The following is a 20,129-nucleotide window of genomic DNA, read 5'->3' as shown; positions in this document are numbered from 1 at the left end:
TTTATGGCTTACGAACCCAACCCTTCGCAGGATCCGTCCCCCTGGCGTACCGAGATATTCGCCACGCTCCGGCTCAGCTGGCCGCTGGCGCTCGCCAACCTGCTGCAAATGCTGACCTATGCGATCGATGTGATCTTCATCGCGCGGCTGGGGGAAGAGCCGCTGGCCGCTTCCGCGCTGGCGGTGTCGGTGTTCGGCCTGATCGTGTGGGCGCTATGCTCGATGACGGGGATGGTCGCGGCGGTGATCTCGGCGGAGCTGGGGGCGCGGGCACCCGCCTTGCGGCCCGTGCGCCGCGCGACCCGCATGGCGCTTTGGCTCGCGGTGCTGAGCGGCGCGGCGGGGATGATCGCGTGCCTGGGGTTCGAGCAGTTTGCCCTGCTGACCGGGCAGGAGCCCGCGCTCGCCGCGCTGGGCCAGAGCTACATGCTGATCCTCGTGTGGTCGGTGATTCCGTTCATCGTCAACAACGTGTTGCGCAGCTTCGTCTCCGCGCTCGACCGGCCGATCTTCGCGACGGCGATCACCGCGCTCGGCATCGGCGTCAACGCGATGGGCAATTATGCCTTCATCTTCGGCAACTGGGGCGCTCCTGCCCTGGGCCTGCCCGGCGCGGCGGTCGCGACGCTGTTCACCTCGCTGTTCACCATGCTGGCCTACGTGGTCGCCATCCGGCTCGACCCCAAGCTGCACCGCTACCATATTTTCGGGCGCTGGTGGGTGCCCGATTGGCCGGTGTTCTGGCAGATCGTGCGCAAGGGCACGCCGATCGCGCTGATGGTGAGCGCGGAGGCCGGGGTGTTCAGCGCGGCGGCCTTCCTGATGGGCAATATCGGCGCGGCGCAGCTGGCTGCGCATACGCTCGCGCTGCAGATCGCCGCGCTCGCCTTCCAGGTGCCCTTCGGCGTGGGACAGGCGAGCACGATCCGGGTCGGCTATTTCTACGGTGCGCGCGACAGCGACGGGATGGCACGCGCAGGCTGGGCGGGGATCGGCATCGCGCTGCTGTTCATGAGCGTGACCTCGAGCGCGATGGTGCTGGTGCCCGACTATCTGCTGTCGATCTATATCGACCCGTGGGCGGCGGCGAACGTCGCGATGGTCGCCTTCGCCACCCGCTATCTGCTGGTCGCCGCCGCGTTCCAGCTCGTCGACGGGGTGCAGGCGGTCGCGGGCGGAGCGCTGCGCGGGCTGCAGGACACGCGCATGCCGATGTGGATCGCGGTCTTTTCCTACTGGGTGCCGGGGTTCGGGACCGCAGTGGTGCTCGGCTTTTGGACCCCGCTGGCGGGCGTCGGCGTATGGCTGGGGCTGGCCACCGGTCTTGCCTTCGCCGCCGTGCTGCTGACCTGGCGCTGGGCGCGGCGCGAGGCTCTGGGCCTCACGCGCGTCCAGCCGAATGCAAAAAGGGTCAGGCCGCCTTCTGCGTGATCTCGCGCTGCGGGAAGGGAATGGTGATCCCCTTGTCGTCGAAGGTCGCCTTGGCTGCCTCGGTCAGGTCCCAGGTCAGCTGCATGTAATCGCCGGTCGCGCACCATACGCGCAGGCCGATCCCGACCGAGCTGTCGTCGAGCGACGCGACGAAGGCCTGCGGCTCAGGATCTTTCAGCACCCGCTCGTCCGCTGCGGCCAGACCGAGCAGCGTCTCGCGCGCCTGCTGCATGCTGTCGTCGTAGCCGATGCCCACGATCAGTTCGATCCGGCGGGTGGGATGGCGGTGCAGGTTGACGATCGGCTGATTCCACAGTTCGGAGTTGGGGACCATCACGAACAATCCGTCGAACTGCTTCAGCTCGGTCGTGAACAGGCCGATCCGCTGGACGGTCGCTGTGAACCGGTCGACGCTGATCGCCTCGCCGACCACGAAGGGCCGTTGCACCAGGATCATCACGCCCGAGGCGACATTGCTGAGCGTGCCCTGCAGCGCGAGGCCCACCGCCAGCGCCATGCCGCCCAGCGCGGCGATGATGCTGGTCGTCTCGACCCCGAACTGGCTGAGCACGGTGACCAGCACCACCGCCCACAGCGCATACTTGACCATGTTGGACAGGAAATTGGCGATGGTCGGTTCGAACTTGGAGGATTTGGACAGAGCACGTTCGGCCCAGCGCGACAGCACGCTGGCGATCAGCAGGCCGATCACCAGCACCGCGAAGGCGCCGATGATCTGCATGATATTCGCCTGCAACCACTCGATGATGCTGGTCACGAAGCTGAGGTCCACGCCGGGCGTATCGGCGCGCGGGGTCGGTGTTTGAGAAGCCATGCCTGTCCTGTTACCTGGGGTCCTGATCGAAATGCGGTGGCCCGCACTTATGTGGGCTACGCACGAGCGGCCCAGCCGGTCCCGCGGGGCCCGGTTCGCAGGCCGCCGCTCTCAGGCAACTTTTTATCCGGGCGACCGCTTGACGCGCCTTTGGCGGCTGCACATATGCCCCTCGCTGGCACTCTCCATGCGGGAGTGCCAACACCCGTTTTTCACCCTATCAAGAGGTATCAAGCATGGCATTTCGTCCGCTGCACGACCGTGTTCTGGTCCGTCGCATCGAAGCCGAGGAAAAGACCGCCGGCGGCATCATCATCCCCGACAGCGCTCAGGAAAAGCCGAGCGAAGGGATGATCGTTGCGGTCGGTTCGGGCGCCAAGGCCGACGACGGCACCGTCACCCCGCTCGACGTCAAGGAAGGCGATCGCGTCCTCTTCGGCAAGTGGGGCGGCACCGAGGTCAAGATCGACGGTGAAGACCTGCTGATCATGAAGGAAAGCGACATCATGGGGATCATTTCCTGATCCGCTGATCGCAACGCTTCCTACCAATACCCTAATTTCAGGAGACAATTACAATGGCAGCCAAGGACGTAAAGTTCGGCCGCGAAGCACGCGAAGGCATCCTGCGCGGCGTCGACACCCTCGCCAATGCAGTCAAGGTCACGCTCGGCCCCAAGGGCCGCAACGTCGTGATCGACAAGAGCTTCGGCGCTCCGCGTATCACCAAGGACGGCGTCACCGTCGCCAAGGAAATCGAACTTAAGGACAAGTTCGAAAACATGGGCGCGCAGATGATCAAGGAAGTCGCATCGAAGGCGAACGACGCCGCCGGTGACGGCACCACCACCGCCACCGTGCTGGCCCAGGCCATCGTCAACGAAGGCATGAAGTCGGTCGCAGCGGGCATGAACCCGATGGACCTGAAGCGCGGCATCGACATCGCCGTGGCCAAGGTCGTCGAAGACCTCAAGGGCCGTTCGAAGGACGTCTCCGGCTCCAGCGAAATCGCCCAGGTCGGCGTGATCTCCGCCAACGGCGACAAGGAAGTCGGCGAGAAGATCGCCGAAGCCATGGAAAAGGTCGGCAAGGAAGGCGTCATCACCGTCGACGAATCGAAGGGTCTCGAGTTCGAACTCGAAACCGTCGAGGGCATGCAGTTCGACCGTGGCTACCTCTCGCCCTACTTCATCACCAACCCCGACAAGATGACCGTCGAGCTGGATGATCCCTACATCCTGATCTTCGAAAAGAAGCTGTCGAACCTGCAGGCGATGCTGCCGATCCTCGAAGCAGCGGTGCAGTCGGGCCGTCCTCTCCTCATCATCGCGGAAGACATCGAAGGCGAAGCGCTGGCCACCCTCGTGGTCAACAAGCTGCGCGGCGGCCTGAAGGTTGCTGCGGTCAAGGCTCCGGGCTTCGGCGATCGTCGCAAGGCGATGCTGCAGGACATCGCGATCCTGACCAAGGGCGAAATGGTCAGCGAAGATCTCGGCATCAAGCTCGAGAACGTCACGCTGAACATGCTCGGCCAGGCCAAGCGCGTCACCATCGACAAGGACAACACGACGATCGTCGACGGTGCGGGCGAACAGGCCGACATCGAAGCGCGCGTCAACGAAATCCGCACCCAGATCGACAACACCAGCAGCGATTACGACAAGGAAAAGCTGCAGGAACGTCTCGCCAAGCTGGCGGGCGGCGTTGCCGTGATCAAGGTCGGCGGTGCCACCGAAGTCGAGGTGAAGGAGCGTAAGGACCGCGTCGACGACGCGCTGCACGCAACCCGTGCCGCGGTCGAAGAAGGCATCGTCCCGGGCGGCGGTACCGCGCTGCTCTACGCGTCCAAGGCTCTCGAAGGCCTCAAGGGCGACAACGAAGACCAGACCCGCGGCATCGCGATCGTCCGCAAGGCGATCCTCGCCCCGATCCGTCAGATCGCGACCAATGCCGGTCACGACGGTGCGGTGGTCTCGGGCAACCTGCTGCGCGAAGGCGACGAAACGCAGGGCTTCAACGCCGGGACCGACACCTACGAGAACCTGGTCAAGGCCGGCGTGATCGACCCGACCAAGGTCGTGCGCACCGCGCTGCAGGGCGCAGCCTCGGTTGCCGGTCTGCTGATCACCACCGAAGCGGCTATTTCGGAAGTTCCGGAAGACAAGTCCGGTGGCGGCATGCCCGACATGGGCGGCATGGGCGGCGGCATGGGCGGCATGGGCTTCTAACCCCTCCCCCAACCCCACCTGCCATTACGGCAAAGAAAAGGCCCCGTCGGAGCGATCCGGCGGGGCTTTTTGGTGGCGGCTTGCGCGCGGCGGGAATGCCCGGCGGCTACCCGCCCTTGCGACTGGCTTCCACTGCCGCGAGCACGTCCTCGGGCCAGGTTACCTGCGTCTGGGTCTGCGGATTGAACACATCGCCCGGATACTGCGCCGCCTCGGCTGCGGCGATTTCCTCGGCGGTGAGGAACTCGCTCGGCTCCAGAGCGAACACGTCGAGCCCGCGGGCGATCTCGGTCGCGTAGATGCGGCCATTGTACCAGTAGGCGCTCCAGTAGCCGCCGGTGATCAGCTGCTCCGCATCCACCGGGCCGCGATCGAAATAGGCGATCTCGACCGGGTTATCGGCGTCGGTGAAGTCTATCACGCTGATCCCGCCCTGATACCACGCCTGCACGAAGATATCGCGCCCGGGCACCGGGATGATCGAGCCGTTGTGCGCGACGCAGTTTTCCTTGTCGCTCTGCGGCGCGGGCAGTTTGTAGAGGCTGTCGAAGCTAAGCTTGCCGTCCTTGAGCGAATAGATCGCGTCGGCGCCCCAGTTGCGCGGATCGCCCGCCTGGCATCGCGGCCGCCCGCCGCCGCCCCATTCATCGGTGAACAGCACCTTGGTGCCGTCGTTGTTGAAGGTGGCCGAGTGCCAGTAGGCAAAGCCCTTGTCCGTCACATCATCGATCCGCACCGGCTTGAGCGGGTCGGAGATGTCGAGGATGATTCCATTGCCCGAGCATGCGCCCGCCGCGATGTTCTTGGCCGGAAACACGGTGATGTCGTGGCACTGGTTGGTGACGTAAGTGTCCTGCGTCGGCTCGCCCGCCTCGGTCACCCCGTGGTCGCCGCCGCGCCACAGGCCGGCGATCTGGCCATCCTTGGCAAAGACACGCGGGGAATCGACGATCCGCGACTTCGCCGGGTCGGCCAGCGGGATCTCGATCACGTCGATGCTGAACAGCGCGGTCTCGTCACCCGCCGTATCGAAGCAGCCCGCCAGCTCCGCGTCGTCGCGGACGTAGCTCGTGCCCGAGTTGTAGACCACGATCCGGCGATCATCCGCCGCCACGACGGAGTGCGTGTGGCTGCCCCGGCAGGTCTGCACCAGCCCCACCTGACGCGGGTTGGTGATGTCGGAAATGTCGAAGATCCGCAGGCCGCGGAAGCGATCCTCGCTCACCCGGCCCTCGACCCCCTGCAACCCGCAATCCTTGCGGGCGCGGCTGTCCTGCACGCTCATGATAAGAATATCGCCGACGATGCTGACATCGCCCTGCCCGCCGGGGCACACCACCGAGGTGACGAGGTTCGGCACCCCGTCCTCGCCCAGCCGGTAGGCGTTCCACCCGTGATAGCTGCCCGCGACCAGCAGGTCGCCGGAGAACGCCATGTCGGTATTTGCGAAGCTGAGGAGCGATCCGCGCTGGCCGAAGCGGTCTTCGCTCTCCTCGTCCTCATCGCGCGGATCGGCCTTGGTCGCATCGACCAGCTCTGCCTCTTCCGCCTCGTCTTCGATCCGCGGTTGCAGCTGCGCGGGGTTGGCGGGATCGAAGAAGCCGGTCGGCTTGGGCATCTCGGTAACGATGCGCAGGTTGGAAATCGCCTCGCCTGCATCGCGGAAGCCCGGGGCGAGGCCCGCGCGCGGATCGGTGGAGAGCTTCGCGCCGACCGCATTCATCCGGTCGATCTCGCCCTGCTGTTCGACTTTGATGTCGTTGACGAATTCGAACATCACCGGGTCGTAGGCAGTGCCCGGCTGGTCGAGCAGATCGTCGACCATGCGGATCGCACCCTGATGGTGGCGGATCATCAGTTCGAGGAACAGCGCATCGAATGCAGTGCCTTGCAGCGAGGCGAGGCGCTTCATCTGGTCCGGCGTGGCCATGCCCATCGCGGCCATGTGCTCGGCATGGGTCATCCCGCCCATATTGGCGGCGGTGTGCTGCATCGTCGCAGGCAGCCCGCGCGAAGAGAGCCAGTCGCGCATGAAGGCGATCTCGTCGCCCTGCCCGGCGTCGATCCGGCCCGCGATCTTGACGATGTCCGGGTTGCTGGTGCGCCCTTCGACCAGCTGGGTCATTTCGGTCGCCTGCTGGTGGTGCGGGATCATCATCTGCATGAAGCGCGCATCGGCCGGGGCGAAGTTCGTCCCGGCCAGCTTGCTCGCATCTTCTGCCTTGAGCGACCTGTTCTCCTGCCCGGGCGCGCCGGGCTGGATGATCGGCGCATCCTGCGCCGCGAGCGGAACCGCCATCGTCGTGACCAGAGCAATAAGGCTGGCGGCGGTCGCCATGGTGCGGATGGTCATGCTGGTATCTCCCCTGTTCGGACGGAAGCTTACCGCTTTTGCCCTTCATGAAAAGGCGGATCTGCTCGCCTTTGCCCGCAACGATCCGCGCGCTGGCGTGTTGGTGGAGGGAAAGGAGAGAATTGCCCCTATGAAACTACCCCACAACGCCCATGTCGCCGTCGTCGACGGCAACCGCTTCATGCTCCTCCGGAACACCGGCAAGCCGTTCGAGCCGACTCTGGAGAAGGTCGACCAGCCCGAACTCGATCCGAGCAATTTCAGCGCGGGCGTGCGCCATCAGGACGATGCCAGCCAGCGCAGCGGCGCGACCGATCTGAACGAATTGGCACATGGCGCCGCGGTGAGCGAATGGCTCAACGCCAAGGCCGTCTCGGGCGACCTCACGCAGCTGATGGTGATGGCCGACCCCAAGACCCTGGGCGAGATGCGCCGCCACTATCATTCGGAACTGGAACGCATTCTGGTCGGCGAGATCGACAAGACCGTAACCGGCGAACCGCTTGAAAAGATCGCAAAAGTGATCGCCGAAAGCTGATCGAACGCGATTGGTTTCACGCTTTACCGCAGGATTGGCATGGTCGACCGTGCCAATCCTGCGCAAACGCCATTTTGGGCTTGAGCCACTGTTAAGTGAGCGCATTAATGCTCTGCACACGAGTCACGGGCTATGGGGCAGAGCATGCTTAGGAAACTTGGGTCGACATTTGCACTGGCACTGGCAGCGGGCGCACTGGCGCAGGCACCAGCTGCCGCGCAGGACGCACAAAGTGCCTCACTCGACGCGCAGGTTTCGCTCGAATCGCAATTCGACAGCATGCTGGGCACCGAGCTTCGGGCCCCCAAGACTTTCGAAGCAGTCTACGATTCCTCTTTCGAACGGCAGGTTGCCGCGCTTGCCGACGGCTCTCAGGGCCGGATCGGCGTCTACGCGGTCGATCTGACCACCGGCGCTGAGGTCGGCGTGCTTGCCGATCAGCGTTTCCCGATGGCCAGCACCAGCAAGGTTGCGATCGCGGCGACCTTCCTCGCCGGGGTCGACCAGGGCCGCTGGAGCCTGTCGAGCGAGTTCGAGCTGCCCGGTCGCGGAACCTATATTTCCGCACGCGAACACCTCAATCTGATGATTACCCGCAGCTGCAATGATTGCACCGACGCGTTGCTGAACGCCGTGGGTGGCCCGCAGGCGGTCAATGCGTGGATGCGCAGCGCGGGGATTCTCGACTTCCAGTTGACCCGCAACATCGCCGCGCTGGTGCGCGAGGATGGCCGGACCGACCCTGCAACCGAAATCGATCTGCGCGACAGCGCCACGCCGCGTGCGATGGGCCAGCTGCTCGCCGGGATCTATCAGGGCCGGTGGCTCAGCCCCTCGTCCCGGCAGGTGCTGATGAGCGCGATGGGCGACACGGTAACCGGCAAGCGGCGGATGACCTCGGCCCTGCCGATGAGCGCCAACCTCGCCCACAAGACCGGCACGCTGAGCCGGACCGCCAGCGATATCGGCATTTTCTACACGCCCGACGGCCGCCCGATCGCAGCCGCGATCTACGTCACCGGGCAGAGCGCGTCGATGGCGATTGAAAACGGCAGCCGTGCGGAAAAGCTCAACGCGCGCCGCCTGCGTGACGAGCGGATCGCCTCGATCACCAGCGCGCTTTACAACGGCTTCGGCCAGCAGCGCGAGCCGACCGACGGCCGGGTCTGGGCCACCGCCAATTACGGGGCCGGCGGCCAGTAAGTTTCACTTTCTTCGGACAAAAAAAGGGCGGCACTGTGAGGCGCCGCCCTTCTTTTTTCGCTGAAGCGCTGGCCTTAGTCGGCAGCGGCTTCGGTTTCGGTTTCGCCCTGGATGTCGGCTTCCGCTTCGGTCGCTTCGTTTTCAGCAGCGTCGGTCGCGTTGTCGACGGCTTCACCGGTGTCGTTGGCGGCGTCTTCGATGCCTTCGCCCATGGCGTCGACATTGGCTTCGGTGTCGGCAGCGGCGTTTTCGACGGTGTCGCCAGCGGCGTCTTCAGTCTTTTCCGAGCAAGCAGCGAGGCCGAGAGCGGAGACGGCGATGGCCGAAGCGAGAACGATCTTGCGCATAATCTGTAATCCTTTTCCAGATGGATCCTGCCGCGGTTTGAGCGCGGAGAGGATGAAACCTCCGGGTTCCGGCGGCTTCTGAGTCGTAGATAGTGGCAAGAATGTGGCGCGGCAAGCCCAATTTCGCCACAAACTGTGGCAAGCGCCTTTTTCCGGCCATTTTTCGGGGAATAATTTGCCGCGCGTAAGCTGCTGACGCCCTCTCGCCACACTGCTAGCAGGGGGCATGGCCGACAAGCAGCACCTCTATCTCGTCGACGGTTCGGCGTATATCTTCCGCGCGTATCATCGCCTGCCCCCGCTGACCAATCCGGAGGGCACGCCGGTGGGCGCGGTCTATGGCTACACCACCATGCTGTGGAAGCTGGCAGAGGATCTCGACAAGGCGGAGGGGCCGACGCACCTCGCGGTGGTGCTCGACAAGTCGAGCCAGAGCTTCCGCAACGAGATCTACGACCAGTACAAGGCCAACCGGCCCGACCCGCCCGAAGATCTGGTCCCGCAATTCCCGCTGATCCGCGACGCGACCCGCGCGTTCAGCCTGCCGATGATCGAGGAACCCGGCGTCGAGGCGGACGACATGATCGCCTCCTACGCCCGCGCCGCGGCAGCCAAGGGGTGGGACGTCACCATCGTCTCGTCCGACAAGGATCTGATGCAGCTGGTCGGCACCAGCGAGCAGGGCGGTACGATCGACATGCTCGACACGATGAAGAGCGCGCGGATCGGCCCCGCCGAGGTCGAGGAGAAGTTCGGCGTCGCGCCCGAACTGGTGGGCGACGTGCTCGCGCTGATGGGCGATTCGGTCGACAACATCCCCGGCATCTTCGGGGTCGGCCCGAAGACCGCGACCAAGCTGATCCAGGATCACGGATCGCTCACCGCCGCACTCGACGCGGCTCCCGAGATGAAGAAGAGCAAGCTCAAGGAACGCCTGCTCGAACATCGCGCCGATGCCGAACTCAGCCGCATTCTGGTGACGCTGAAGGAAGATTGCGAACTGCCGATCGCGATCGACGACATGAAGCTGGGCAAGATCCCGCCCGAACCGCTCGCCGCCTTCCTCACCCAACATGGGTTCGGCAGCCTGCTGAGGCGGCTCGAGGGCGGTAATGGCGGCCCCGGCCCGAAGACCCAGCTGCACCCAGCCAAGCCGCAGAACCCGGACGAGGCCCATGCGCCGCAGGGCAACAGCCAGCCGCTGCCCGAAATGCCCGCGATCGACCGCAGCGCCTACGCGTGCCTCCAGAGCGTCGAGCAGCTCGACCAATGGATCGAGAAGGCCTTCGCCGCGCGGCTGGTGGCGGTCGATACAGAGACCAGCGCGCTCGATGCGATGCAGGCGGATCTGGTCGGCGTCAGTCTTGCGATCGGGCCCAATCAGGCCTGCTACATCCCGCTCGGCCATTTCAACGAAGGCGGCGGCGGGGACGACATGTTCGCCGAGAAGCCGCAGCAGATCGCGCGTGAGACCGCGCTGGCGATGCTCAAGCCGCTGCTGGAAAGCGATGCGGTCCTCAAGGTCGGGCAGAACATCAAGTACGATCTCAACGTGCTTGCACGCCACGGCATCGCGGTCGCGCCCATCGAGGACACGATGATCGTCAGCTTCGCGCTGGATGCAGGCCGCTCGCAGGACGGGATCGGCGGCGGCCACGGGATGGACGAGCTGGCGCAGCGCCATCTTGGCCACACCTGCCTGACCTTCAAGGAGATCTGCGGCACCGGCAAGAAGGCGATTCCCTTCGGCGAGGTGCCGATCGACCGCGCGACCGAATACGCGGCGGAGGACGCCGACGTGACCTGGCGACTCTATACCCACCTCAAACCGCGGCTGGCGGTCGAGGGCGGTACGCGCGTCTACGAGCGGGTCGATCGCCCGCTGATCCCGGTGGTCGCGGGGATGGAGCGGCACGGGATCAAGGTCGACCGCCAGCAACTCGCTGCCCTGTCGGAGCGGTTTGCCCGCGAAACCGCCCGTCTCGAAGGCGAGATCCATGAAATTGCCGGGCAGGAATTCACCGTCGGCAGCCCCAAGCAGCTGGGCGATATCCTGTTCGACAAGATGGGGTACAAGGGGGGCAAGAAGGGCAAGAGCGGGCAATACTCGACCGACCAGTCGGTGCTGGAGAAGCTCGACGCGACCGGCGCGCCGATCGCCACGAAAGTGCTCGAATGGCGCCAGCTCGCGAAGCTCAAGTCGACCTATACCGACGCGCTGCAGCAGGCGATCAACCCGAAAACCAACCGCGTGCACACCAGCTACAGTCTGGTCGGCGCGCAGACCGGGCGCCTCTCCAGCACCGATCCCAACCTGCAGAACATCCCGATCCGGACCGAGATCGGCCGCGAGATTCGGCAGGCCTTCGTCGCGGAAGAGGGCAACGTGCTGCTCGCCGCCGACTATTCGCAGATCGAACTGCGGCTGGCCGCGCACATGGCCGATGTCGCCCCCTTGCGTGAAGCCTTTGCCGCAGGCGAGGATATCCACGCGCGCACCGCGCAGGAGATGTTCGGCAGCGTCGACCGCGATACCCGCGCGCGCGCCAAGACGATCAACTTCGCGATCCTCTACGGCATTTCGCGCTGGGGCCTCGCCGGGCGGCTGGGGATCGAGGCGGACGAGGCGCAGGACCTGATCGACATCTACTTCGCCCGCTTCCCCGGCATCCAGCGCTATATCGTCAACACGATGGAGACCGTGCGCGAGTGCGGCTATTCGCAAACCCTGTTCGGGCGCAAGACGTGGTTCCCGCGGATCAATTCCAAGAACCAGGCCGAACGGCAGGGGAGCGAGCGTGCCGCGGTCAACGCGCCGATCCAAGGCACCAGTGCGGACATCATCAAGCGCGCCATGGCCCGGATGGGCCCCGCGCTCGCCGAAGCGGGCCTGAAGCCCGATGCGCCCGACGGGGTGCGGATGCTGCTGCAGGTGCATGACGAACTGGTGTTCGAAATGCCCGAGGGTCTGGTCGAACAGGCTAGGCCGGTAATACAGTCGGTGATGGCCGATGCCGCCGGACCGGCAATCGAACTCACGGTTCCGCTGGGGGTCGAGATCGGCACCGGGCGCAACTGGGACGACGCGCATTGACCGGGTCGTCCCCCTCCTCATCGCGGTTCGGGCTTTTGCGCGTGTTCATCCGCCGGTGGTTCAACTGGCTGGTGCTGGGCGCGATGGCGGGCGCGATCCTGGGCGCGGTATTGCTGTTGCTCTCCACCGGCGCGGCCGAGCGTGCCGAACGCAATCAGGTCGAGCGGCTGGGCGACGTGCTGCTGATGCTCGACCGGATCGAACGCGCCGCCCTGTCCGCCGAAAGCGCGCAGCGCGGTTACTACATCACGCTCGATACGCGCTATCTCAAGCCTTACCGGACGTCGCGGCGCGATGCCGAGACGGCGATGGAGAGGCTCGCACGGTCGATCGATGACCGGATGACCGACGAACAGCGTGCCGAGTTCGTCGCGATCGAGGATGCCCTCAACGACAAGTTCGCCGAGCTCGACCAGACCATCGGGCAGGTCGAACGCGGCCAGCTGCGCGACGCGCGACGCCAGATCCTAGAGGGTGAGGGCTATGATGCAATGCAGCGCCTGACCGCCGCGATCGACCGGCTGGCGCAGATCGAGAACCGCCTGCTCGACGAACAGAGCGCACGCGCGCAGGCCGCCGAAGCGCGCATCCTGCCGCTGCTGGGCCTGCTGCTGCTGCTGCTGGTGAGCGCGATCGTGCTCGGCGCGGTGCTGGTCGCGCGGACCGCGCAGGCGGAGACCGAGGCGGCGCAGGCCCGCGAGCTGGAGGTTGCGCGCGACCGCGCGAACCTGCTGGCGCAGGAGCTCAACCACCGGGTCAAGAACCTGTTCGCGATGGTCCTCGCGATCATCCAGATGAGCGCGCGCGAGGCGACCGACGTGACTGCCTACAAGGACCGCATCAGCGCGCGTATCCACGCGCTGCTGACCGCGCACGAGGTCACGCAGGGCCACGGCACCGCTGCCGACCGGCTGAACCGGCAGGGCGGTGCATCGCTGCGCGCGCTGGTGGAGGCGACGGTCGAGCCGCACGTGTCGCAGGACAAGCGGCTGGTGCTGGAAGGCGATGATGTCCCAATCGACCGGGTGCAGGTCACCCCGCTGGGGCTGGTGCTGCACGAGCTGGCGACCAATGCGGTCAAATATGGCTGCTGGCGGGATGCCGGCGAGCTGACCGTGCGCTGGACGCGCAAGGGCAACCTGCTCCATCTCGACTGGCAGGAGGACTGGGATACGGCAGGCCAGAAGGACGGCGAACAGCCCGCGCAAAGCCAGGGCGGCTTCGGCAGCACGCTGATGATCGGTGCCGCGCGGCAGCTGGGCGGCGAGATCGAACGGACCTTCGGCCCACGAGGCGTGACGGTCAGCATCGCGTTTCCCGCCCAGCCCGGCACAGCGGCGGCCTGATAGATGTCGATCCTTGCCTCCATCCCCCTGCCCGACCTGCGCAGCTGGGCGGTGCCGGTCGAAGACATCGCCATCGCCGCCGCCATCCTCGGCGTGTGCGTGATCGTCGCGGTGGCGGCGCATCGGCTCGCTTTCGGCATCATCCGCAAGGCAACCGCGCATGGCCCGGCGCGTCACGGCCAGCCGGTGGTCGAGGCGATCCGCGCACCGGCGCTATGGCTGGCGGTGACCATCGCGATTTCGGCGGCGGCGGAGCGGGCCGAAGTGATCCGCCCGGCGTGGGATGCGCTTTCGGATTTCGTCGCGCCGATCATCCTTGGCTGGCTGGTACTCGCCTTCGTGACCGGCTGGGCCACCGCACACGAACGGCGGATGGAACGCCGGCTCGACCCGATCCACATGCGCAGCCGCAAGACCCGGATCGAGATCTTCCGCCGTACCGCGTCGAGCCTGATCATCGTCATCACCATCGCGCTGGTGCTGGTGAACATCCCTGGCGTGCGGCAGGTCGGCGTCACGCTGATGGCCTCGGCCGGCCTTGCCGCGCTGGCCATTGGTGCCGCCGCGCAGCCCGCGCTCAAATCGCTGATCGCGGGCATCCAGATGGCGCTGACCGAACCGATCCGGATCGGCGACATGGTGGTGGTCGACGGGGTGACCGGCCGGGTCGAGGAAATCCGCATGACCTTCGTCATGATCCGCGCGTGGGACGAGCGCGTGCTGGTGGTGCCCACAGGCAAGTTCTTCGAGGAAAGCTTCGAGAACTGGTCACGCTCCGCCGACCGGCTGACCGGGGTGGTGATGCTGCACCTCGATCCGATCGCGGACGTCGCGCCGATCCGCCAGGCGTTTCTCGATTTCCTGAAGGATCATCCGCTCTGGGACGAGCGTGACGCGGCCGCGCTGGTGACCGACGCCTACCCGGAAAGCATCGCGCTGCGCCTTTCGATGACCGGGGCGACGATCGGCGATGTGTGGGATCTGCGCTGCGCGGTGCGCGAATACATGCTGCAATGGCTGCGCGAGAACCAGCCGGTCGCACTGATCCGCCACCGGCTGGAGGTCGAGGCGGCGAACGAACGGGGCGGCTAGGCGCGCGTTCACTGTCCCGTCACATCTTCGGCCTAAACTTGCGAAAGCCTTTACAAACCAGCCAGTTGGGATCGACCATGATCGCACGTCGCAGCTTCCTTGCCACCACCGCTGCGATGGGGGCGGTTGCGCTCTCCCCAGCCCGGCTGCTGGCCCAATCGAACACCATCACCATTCCGATCCGGCTGACGGACGATCGGGTGCTGATCGACTGCCTGCTCAACGGGCAGGGGCCGTGGCCGCTGGTCGTCGATACCGGAGGGTCGGTCGGCCTGATGGAGCAGGCGATGGTGGATCGGCTGGGGCTCAAGACCGTCGGCAAGAGCCCGCTCGGCCTGATTGGCGCGCACCGGGTGTACGATATGGTACTGGTGGACGAGCTTTCGCTGGGCGGCGTGGTGCGCCAGGCCGGCGCGCTTTTCGCCGCGACCGATCACGTCAATTTCATTGAGGATGCAGTCGGATCGCTCGCGGCCGGGGTGGTCACCACCGTGGACAGCGAGCTGGATTTCGGTGCGTCGCAGTTGCGGCTCTATCCCTCCGGAGCGCCCGACCGCAGCGACTGGACCCGGGTCGAAGATGCCTTCGTGCTCGAAGGCAACCGCTACGGCTCCAGCTGGATGTTCGCGCCGGTCACCATCGCGGGCCAAGCCTTCCCCATCGGCCTCGACACCGGCTCGCCGAACGAATTGCGGTTGAGCGGCAAGGCGCTGGAGAAAAGCGGCTTGTGGGATTCGCCCCGCTGGGCTCCGGGATCGCCCGACGGGAAAGGCCGGATCATACGGTTACCCAAGATCGAATTTGGCGGCACTGTCCTGACCGACTTGATCGCAACGCTCACACCGAAAAGCCCGTGGACGTATTTCGAACACGGCCTCGTCGGCCTGCCGATCCTGCGCCGGTTCGACATCGCCACCCGGCCGTCGACGAAGGAGCTGTTCCTGCGCCGCAACACCCTGCCCGCACCCGCGCCGGAATATAACCGGGCGGGCATGTGGATCGATCGCGCAGGCAAAGACGTAAAGGTGGCGGTGGTCGGCCCCGGCAGCCCCGCGGCGGTCGCGGGGATCGTGCCGGGAGACCGGCTGGTCGGCGCGGATTTCCAAGGGCTTATCGCGGCCATGCAGGGGCCCGCCGGAACGGTCCTGCCGCTGGAGGTCAGGTCGAAGGCGGGGGGCACCCGCCGGATCGACCTGACCCTCGCCGACTTTCTCTAGCCGCCGGGCGTATTATCCCCGGCGATCAGTCGCCGTGCTTCGATTCGCGAGTCGATTCGACCATGCCTTCGGTGATGAAGCCGATCGGCATGGGCTCCGCCGCGCGCTTCTTCAGCTCGCCGCGCATCTTCCTGTATTCCTCTTCCATCTTGGCGGTGACCGACGCGCGGCTGTCCTTCAGCGCTTCGGTGAAGTCGGCCATGGTGACCTCCTGCACGTCCGCGCCCGCACGATGCAGCGCGACCAGCCCGGCGCGGCGAACCACGTCTTCCAGATCGGCCCCGGTGAAACGCTCGGTCTCCTCGGCGATCTTCGACAGGCTGACATCCTTGGCCAGCGGCATGTTGCCGGTATGGATGCCGAGGATCTGCTCGCGCCCCTTCACATCGGGCGTGCCGACATAGACCAGCTCGTCGAACCGGCCTGGCCGCAGCAGCGCGGGGTCGACCAGCGTGGGGCGGTTGGTTGCCCCGATCACCACGACCGACTGAAGCTCTTCCAGCCCGTCCATCTCGGCAAGGATGGTGTTGACCACCCTGCCGGTCACCTGCGGTTCCATGCTGCCGGACCCGCGTGCGGGCACCAGAGAGTCGATCTCGTCGATGAAGATCACGCATGGCGAGACCGCACGCGCGCGACGGAACATCTTGGCGATCTGCTGCTCGCTCTCACCATACCATTTGGACAGCAGGTCGGAGCTCTTCATCGAGATGAAGTTGGCATCGGCCTCCTTGGCGACGGCCTTGGCCAGCTGCGTCTTGCCCGTGCCCGGCGGGCCATAGAGCAGGAAGCCCTTGGCCGCGCGGATGCCGAGGCGGTGGAACGCCTCGCGGTTCTTGATCGGCAGCTCGATCCCTTCCTTCAGCTTTTCGATCGCGTCGTCGATCCCGCCCAGATCGCTCCAGCTGACATCGGGCACCTGGACCATCACCTCGCGCATGGCGGAGGGCTGGACACGCTTGAGCGCGGACAGGAAATCGTCGCGCCCGACATGCAGGCCTTCGAGCACTTCGGGCGGGATCGTCTGCGCATCGAGGTCGATCTGCGGCATGATCCGGCGAACCGCGTCGATCGCCGCCTCGCGCGCAAGCGCGGCGATATCCGCACCGACGAAGCCGTGGGTGACGCGCGCCAGTTCCTTCAGGTCGACGCCTTCGCCCAGCGGCATGCCGCGGGTGTGAATCGCGAGGATTTCGCGCCGCCCGGTCTCGTCCGGCACACCGATCACGATTTCGCGGTCGAACCGGCCGGGGCGGCGCAGCGCCTCGTCGATCGCGTCGGGGCGGTTGGTCGCCGCGATGACCACGATATTGGCCCGCGATTCGAGCCCGTCCATCAGCGTCAGGAGCTGCGCGACGAGGCGCTTCTCCGCCTCGCCCGGCACGCTGTCGCGCTTGGGCGCGATCGAATCGATCTCATCGATGAAGATGATCGCGGGGGCGGCCTGGTTGGCGCTTTCAAACACCTCACGCAGCCGCTTCTCCGATTCGCCGTAGCCCGAACCCATGATCTCGGGCCCGTTGATGGCGAAGAACTCGGCATCGCTTTCATTGGCGACGGCCTGCGCCAGCCGCGTCTTGCCGGTTCCGGGCGGGCCGTGCAGCAGCACGCCCTTGGGCGGGTCGACACCCAGCCGGGTGAACAGTTCGGGATAGCGCAGCGGCAGCTCGACCATTTCGCGCAGCTGCTGGATCGTCTCCGAAATGCCGCCGACATCGTCGTAGTTGACCACGGACCGGCCCGCCTTGGGCTCTTCGAAATCGGGCCGCAGCTCGATCTCGGTATTCTCGTCGATATGGACGATTCCCTTGGGCGCGGTGCTGATCACGCGCAGGCGGATCTGGGTGAGTGCATAGGCGGGCGCGTTGAACATGCGCTGCACTTCGGGCGGCATGTTCTGGACCGGCTGCTGCCCGGTGGTCGCCACCAGATCGCCGCTGACGATCGGCTTGCGGAAGAAGTTGCGCTTGAGCGCTTGGGTCGGCCCTTGCAGCCGCATCTCGCGGCTTGCGGGTGCGAACACCACGCGGGTCGCGGGGCGCGATTGCGCGGCCTCGATCTTCACGTGCTCGCCCGATCCGACCTCGGCATTGGCGCGCTGCAGACCGTCGAGGCGGACGACCGCAAGCGCCTGATCCTCGTCATGCGCCGCGATCACAATCGCGGCGGTCGAGCGCTTGCCCGAAAGCTGGACCACGTCGCCCTCGGTCACGCCGAGCGTCTGCATCGCGCTGCGCGGCAGGCGTGCAACGCCGCGGCCGCTCTCTTCCTGGCGGGCCGCAGCCACCTGAAGGCGGACGATTCTTTCTTCGGTGGCGGTTTCGCTGTCGGCCATGTGTGCGGTTTCTCCCGGTTGTCGCCCATATCGGGGGGTATGGCGACCCTACATAAGTTGCGCTGCGGCTTATGGAATGGGCGAGCACGCGCTTGGGTCCGCACGACGCTGCGATTCGGCAGGCCGCGGCGGATTGCAGGCAAGAAAAAACCCGGCTGGCGAACCAGCCGGGTATGAAGTTTGGGAGAGGATGCCTGAAAGGCTCCATTGTTCTGCCGCAACGCAGTATATTTCGCAAGTGCGAAAAAGACATCGGGCGTTGCAAAAGTTGCAATTCTTTTAGACCTTTGATTTTAGACACTTTTTATCTGTTCGAGCCCATCTTCGTCCTGCTGCGCCGCACCATTTTGCGTTTTGCGCACGGGATGACAAGGCACGCGCGAGGCCTTAAACCCTCTCCAAGCCTCACCCCAGACCTGCCGGAGTCCCATGCAGAAACTCTACCCCGATGCCGCCGCCGCACTCGACGGTGTGCTCAAGGACGACATGCTGATCGCCAGCGGAGGTTTCGGCCTTTGCGGCATCCCCGAAAGACTGCTCGACGCGATTCGCGACAGCGGGGTGAAGAACCTCACCTTCGCCAGCAACAACGCAGGGATCGATAACGAAGGCATCGGCAAGCTGCTGCGCACCAAGCAGGTGAAGAAGATGATCAGCAGCTATGTGGGCGAAAATAAGGAGTTCGAACGCCAGTTCCTCTCCGGCGAGCTCGAGGTCGAGTTCTGCCCCCAGGGCACGCTGGCGGAGCGGATGCGCGCAGGCGGCGCAGGCATTCCGGGCTTCTACACCAAGACCGGCGTCGGCACCCAGGTGGCCGAAGGCAAGGAGGTGAAGCAGTTCGACCGTGGCGAAGGGCCGGAGGATTACATCCTCGAGCACGGAATCTTCGCCGACCTCGCCATCGTGAAAGCGTGGAAGGCGGACGAGACGGGCAATGTCGTGTTCCGCAAGACCGCGCGCAATTTCAACGTGCCCGCCGCCACCTGCGGCAAGGTGTGCGTGGTCGAGGTTGAGGAAATCGTGCCGACCGGGTCGCTCGATCCCGATTGCATCCACCTGCCCGGCGTGTTCGTGCAGCGGATGATCGTGGGCGCGCCCTACGACAAAAAGATCGAATTCCGCACCGTGCGCGAGGCGGCCTGACCGCCGACCAGCGATGAAACGCCTGCTCGCCCCGCTCCTGCTGTTTGCCATCGCACCCGGCCTGTCGGGCTGCGTTGCCGCCGCTGCGCCGATCGCGGCGGGGCTGCTGCTGGGCAAGCGCATGACCGACGACAAGCCCAGCGGCTATGATCGCCCCGGTGTGCAGAGCGCTAGCGCAAAAAGCGAGATGGAGGACGAGAATGTGGCGATGGCGGCACTGCCCGCTCCGTCGAGCGCCGCTCGCCCTGGCAAAGGCTCGCCGACGGAAGGGGCAGGCCCCGCCCAAACCGAGACAAGCAGCGCGACCCTGACCAACCTTACCGCCCTGCCTCCGCCCAGCGGCACGCCCGCTGGACAGGCGACGGGTGGGTTCGAGGGGCTGTTCGCCGCCGCCACGGCGATCGCCCAGCGCGATCCTTACGCGACCGAGCCGCGCCTCTCCGCGCTGCTCGCCGAACCGGGCCAGCTGAAGCCGGAACGTGCGCCATGCGCCTTTGCGCAGACCGCCGTGCTGATCGATCTGGACCCCGGCGACGGCGAGGCCCCGCTGACCGAGGATATCGCCGCCCCCAACGGGCTGGTCCGCGTGCTCGCCGCGCTGCGCGCGCAGGAAGTCGCGGTCCTGTGGCTCTCCCGCCATACCGCCGATCGCGCGGGTGCGGTTCGCAAGGCGCTGCTGCGCACCGGGCTCGACCCGCGAGGCGAGGACGAGCTCTACCTCGTGCGCTACGAGAACGAGAGCAAGGATTCGCGCCGCCAGGATGCCAGCGGCGATTACTGCATCGTCGCGATCCTGGGCGACCAGAAGCGCGATTTCGATTCGCTGTTCGGATACCTCAAGAACCCGGACGATGCCTTCGCGCTCGATCCGCTGATCGGTGAGGCGTGGTTCCTCGGCCCGGCTCCGATCACCGCTGCGACCGGCGCACCCATCACCGCCCAGACACCTCCTTCACAAGGCTAGAGAC

The 20,129-nt window shown here is 65.8% G+C and carries 15 protein-coding genes; 11 read left to right on the top strand and 4 right to left on the bottom strand.

Annotation, left to right across the window (positions count from 1 at the left end; all coding sequences use genetic code 11):
• Positions 1–3 precede the first annotated feature (3 nt).
• On the top strand, positions 4–1,431 hold the full coding sequence (locus tag KYN89_RS07490) for an MATE family efflux transporter (protein WP_222824495.1): 1,428 nt from the start codon (positions 4–6) through the stop codon (positions 1,429–1,431).
• On the opposite strand, the gene KYN89_RS07485 is transcribed toward KYN89_RS07490, so the two are convergent.
• Entirely contained in the window at positions 1,412–2,266 is an 855-nt protein-coding gene (locus tag KYN89_RS07485) for a mechanosensitive ion channel family protein (RefSeq protein ID WP_248285067.1), read from the bottom strand. The two genes, KYN89_RS07490 and KYN89_RS07485, sit on opposite strands and share 20 nt — an antisense overlap.
• A gap of 236 nt (positions 2,267–2,502) precedes the next feature.
• Here KYN89_RS07485 and groES point away from each other — a divergent pair, with 236 nt between their 5' ends.
• Together groES and groL are read left to right on the top strand one after the other, a co-directional pair.
• On the top strand, positions 2,503–2,790 hold the full coding sequence (groES, locus tag KYN89_RS07480; protein ID WP_010233108.1) for a co-chaperone GroES: 288 nt from the start codon (positions 2,503–2,505) through the stop codon (positions 2,788–2,790).
• Between the two features lie 53 nt (positions 2,791–2,843).
• Positions 2,844–4,493 (top strand): chaperonin GroEL, encoded by a 1,650-nt coding sequence (gene groL / locus KYN89_RS07475; protein WP_222824494.1) that lies wholly within the window; start codon positions 2,844–2,846, stop codon positions 4,491–4,493.
• Positions 4,494–4,599: 106 nt separating this feature from the next.
• Here the strand turns inward: groL and KYN89_RS07470 are convergent, their stop codons facing one another.
• The gene (locus KYN89_RS07470; RefSeq protein ID WP_222824493.1) at positions 4,600–6,846 is read right to left on the bottom strand and encodes a DUF305 domain-containing protein; all 2,247 of its coding nucleotides are present in this window, start codon (positions 6,844–6,846) and stop codon (positions 4,600–4,602) included.
• Here KYN89_RS07470 and KYN89_RS07465 point away from each other — a divergent pair.
• Positions 6,839–7,384 (top strand): baeRF12 domain-containing protein, encoded by a 546-nt coding sequence (locus tag KYN89_RS07465; protein WP_248285066.1) that lies wholly within the window; start codon positions 6,839–6,841, stop codon positions 7,382–7,384. The genes KYN89_RS07470 and KYN89_RS07465 overlap by 8 nt on opposite strands.
• Positions 7,385–7,516: 132 nt before the next feature.
• Positions 7,517–8,587 (top strand): serine hydrolase, encoded by a 1,071-nt coding sequence (locus KYN89_RS07460; protein WP_222824492.1) that lies wholly within the window; start codon positions 7,517–7,519, stop codon positions 8,585–8,587.
• Positions 8,588–8,661: 74 nt separating this feature from the next.
• Here KYN89_RS07460 and KYN89_RS07455 read toward each other — a convergent pair whose 3' ends face one another.
• Entirely contained in the window at positions 8,662–8,934 is a 273-nt protein-coding gene (locus KYN89_RS07455; protein WP_222824491.1) for a hypothetical protein, read from the bottom strand.
• 226 nt (positions 8,935–9,160) lie between these two features.
• On the opposite strand from KYN89_RS07455, the gene polA reads away from it, so the two are divergent.
• The 4 genes from polA (at position 9,161) to KYN89_RS07435 (ending at position 15,683) form a co-directional block, all read left to right on the top strand.
• Complete coding sequence (gene polA, locus KYN89_RS07450) at positions 9,161–12,028, top strand: DNA polymerase I (protein ID WP_222824490.1); 2,868 nt, start codon at positions 9,161–9,163, stop codon at positions 12,026–12,028.
• Complete coding sequence (locus tag KYN89_RS07445; RefSeq protein WP_248285065.1) at positions 12,025–13,374, top strand: sensor histidine kinase; 1,350 nt, start codon at positions 12,025–12,027, stop codon at positions 13,372–13,374. Before polA ends, KYN89_RS07445 begins: the two co-directional genes overlap by 4 nt.
• A 3-nt stretch (positions 13,375–13,377) precedes the next feature.
• Complete coding sequence (locus tag KYN89_RS07440; RefSeq protein WP_222824489.1) at positions 13,378–14,466, top strand: mechanosensitive ion channel family protein; 1,089 nt, start codon at positions 13,378–13,380, stop codon at positions 14,464–14,466.
• Between the two features lie 77 nt (positions 14,467–14,543).
• Positions 14,544–15,683, top strand: coding sequence for an aspartyl protease family protein (locus KYN89_RS07435; protein ID WP_222824488.1), 1,140 nt, complete (start codon positions 14,544–14,546; stop codon positions 15,681–15,683).
• Between the two features lie 25 nt (positions 15,684–15,708).
• On the opposite strand, the gene KYN89_RS07430 is transcribed toward KYN89_RS07435, so the two are convergent.
• Positions 15,709–18,018, bottom strand: a complete 2,310-nt coding sequence (locus KYN89_RS07430) for a CDC48 family AAA ATPase (RefSeq protein WP_222824487.1) — start codon at positions 18,016–18,018, stop codon at positions 15,709–15,711.
• 429 nt (positions 18,019–18,447) lie between these two features.
• On the opposite strand from KYN89_RS07430, the gene KYN89_RS07425 reads away from it, so the two are divergent.
• A complete protein-coding gene (locus KYN89_RS07425) occupies positions 18,448–19,161 on the top strand; it encodes a CoA transferase subunit A (RefSeq protein ID WP_010233085.1) in 714 nt (237 codons plus the stop codon).
• Positions 19,162–19,174: 13 nt separating this feature from the next.
• Complete coding sequence (locus KYN89_RS07420) at positions 19,175–20,125, top strand: HAD family hydrolase (protein WP_222824486.1); 951 nt, start codon at positions 19,175–19,177, stop codon at positions 20,123–20,125.
• Positions 20,126–20,129: the final 4 nt, after the last annotated feature.

It is taken from the genome of Alteriqipengyuania abyssalis, assembly GCF_019857185.1.
GTDB classification, from domain to species: Bacteria; Pseudomonadota; Alphaproteobacteria; order Sphingomonadales; family Sphingomonadaceae; genus Alteriqipengyuania; species Alteriqipengyuania abyssalis.
Note: the sequence above shows the minus strand (reverse complement) of the source record. Positions and strands in the feature narration are given on the sequence as shown.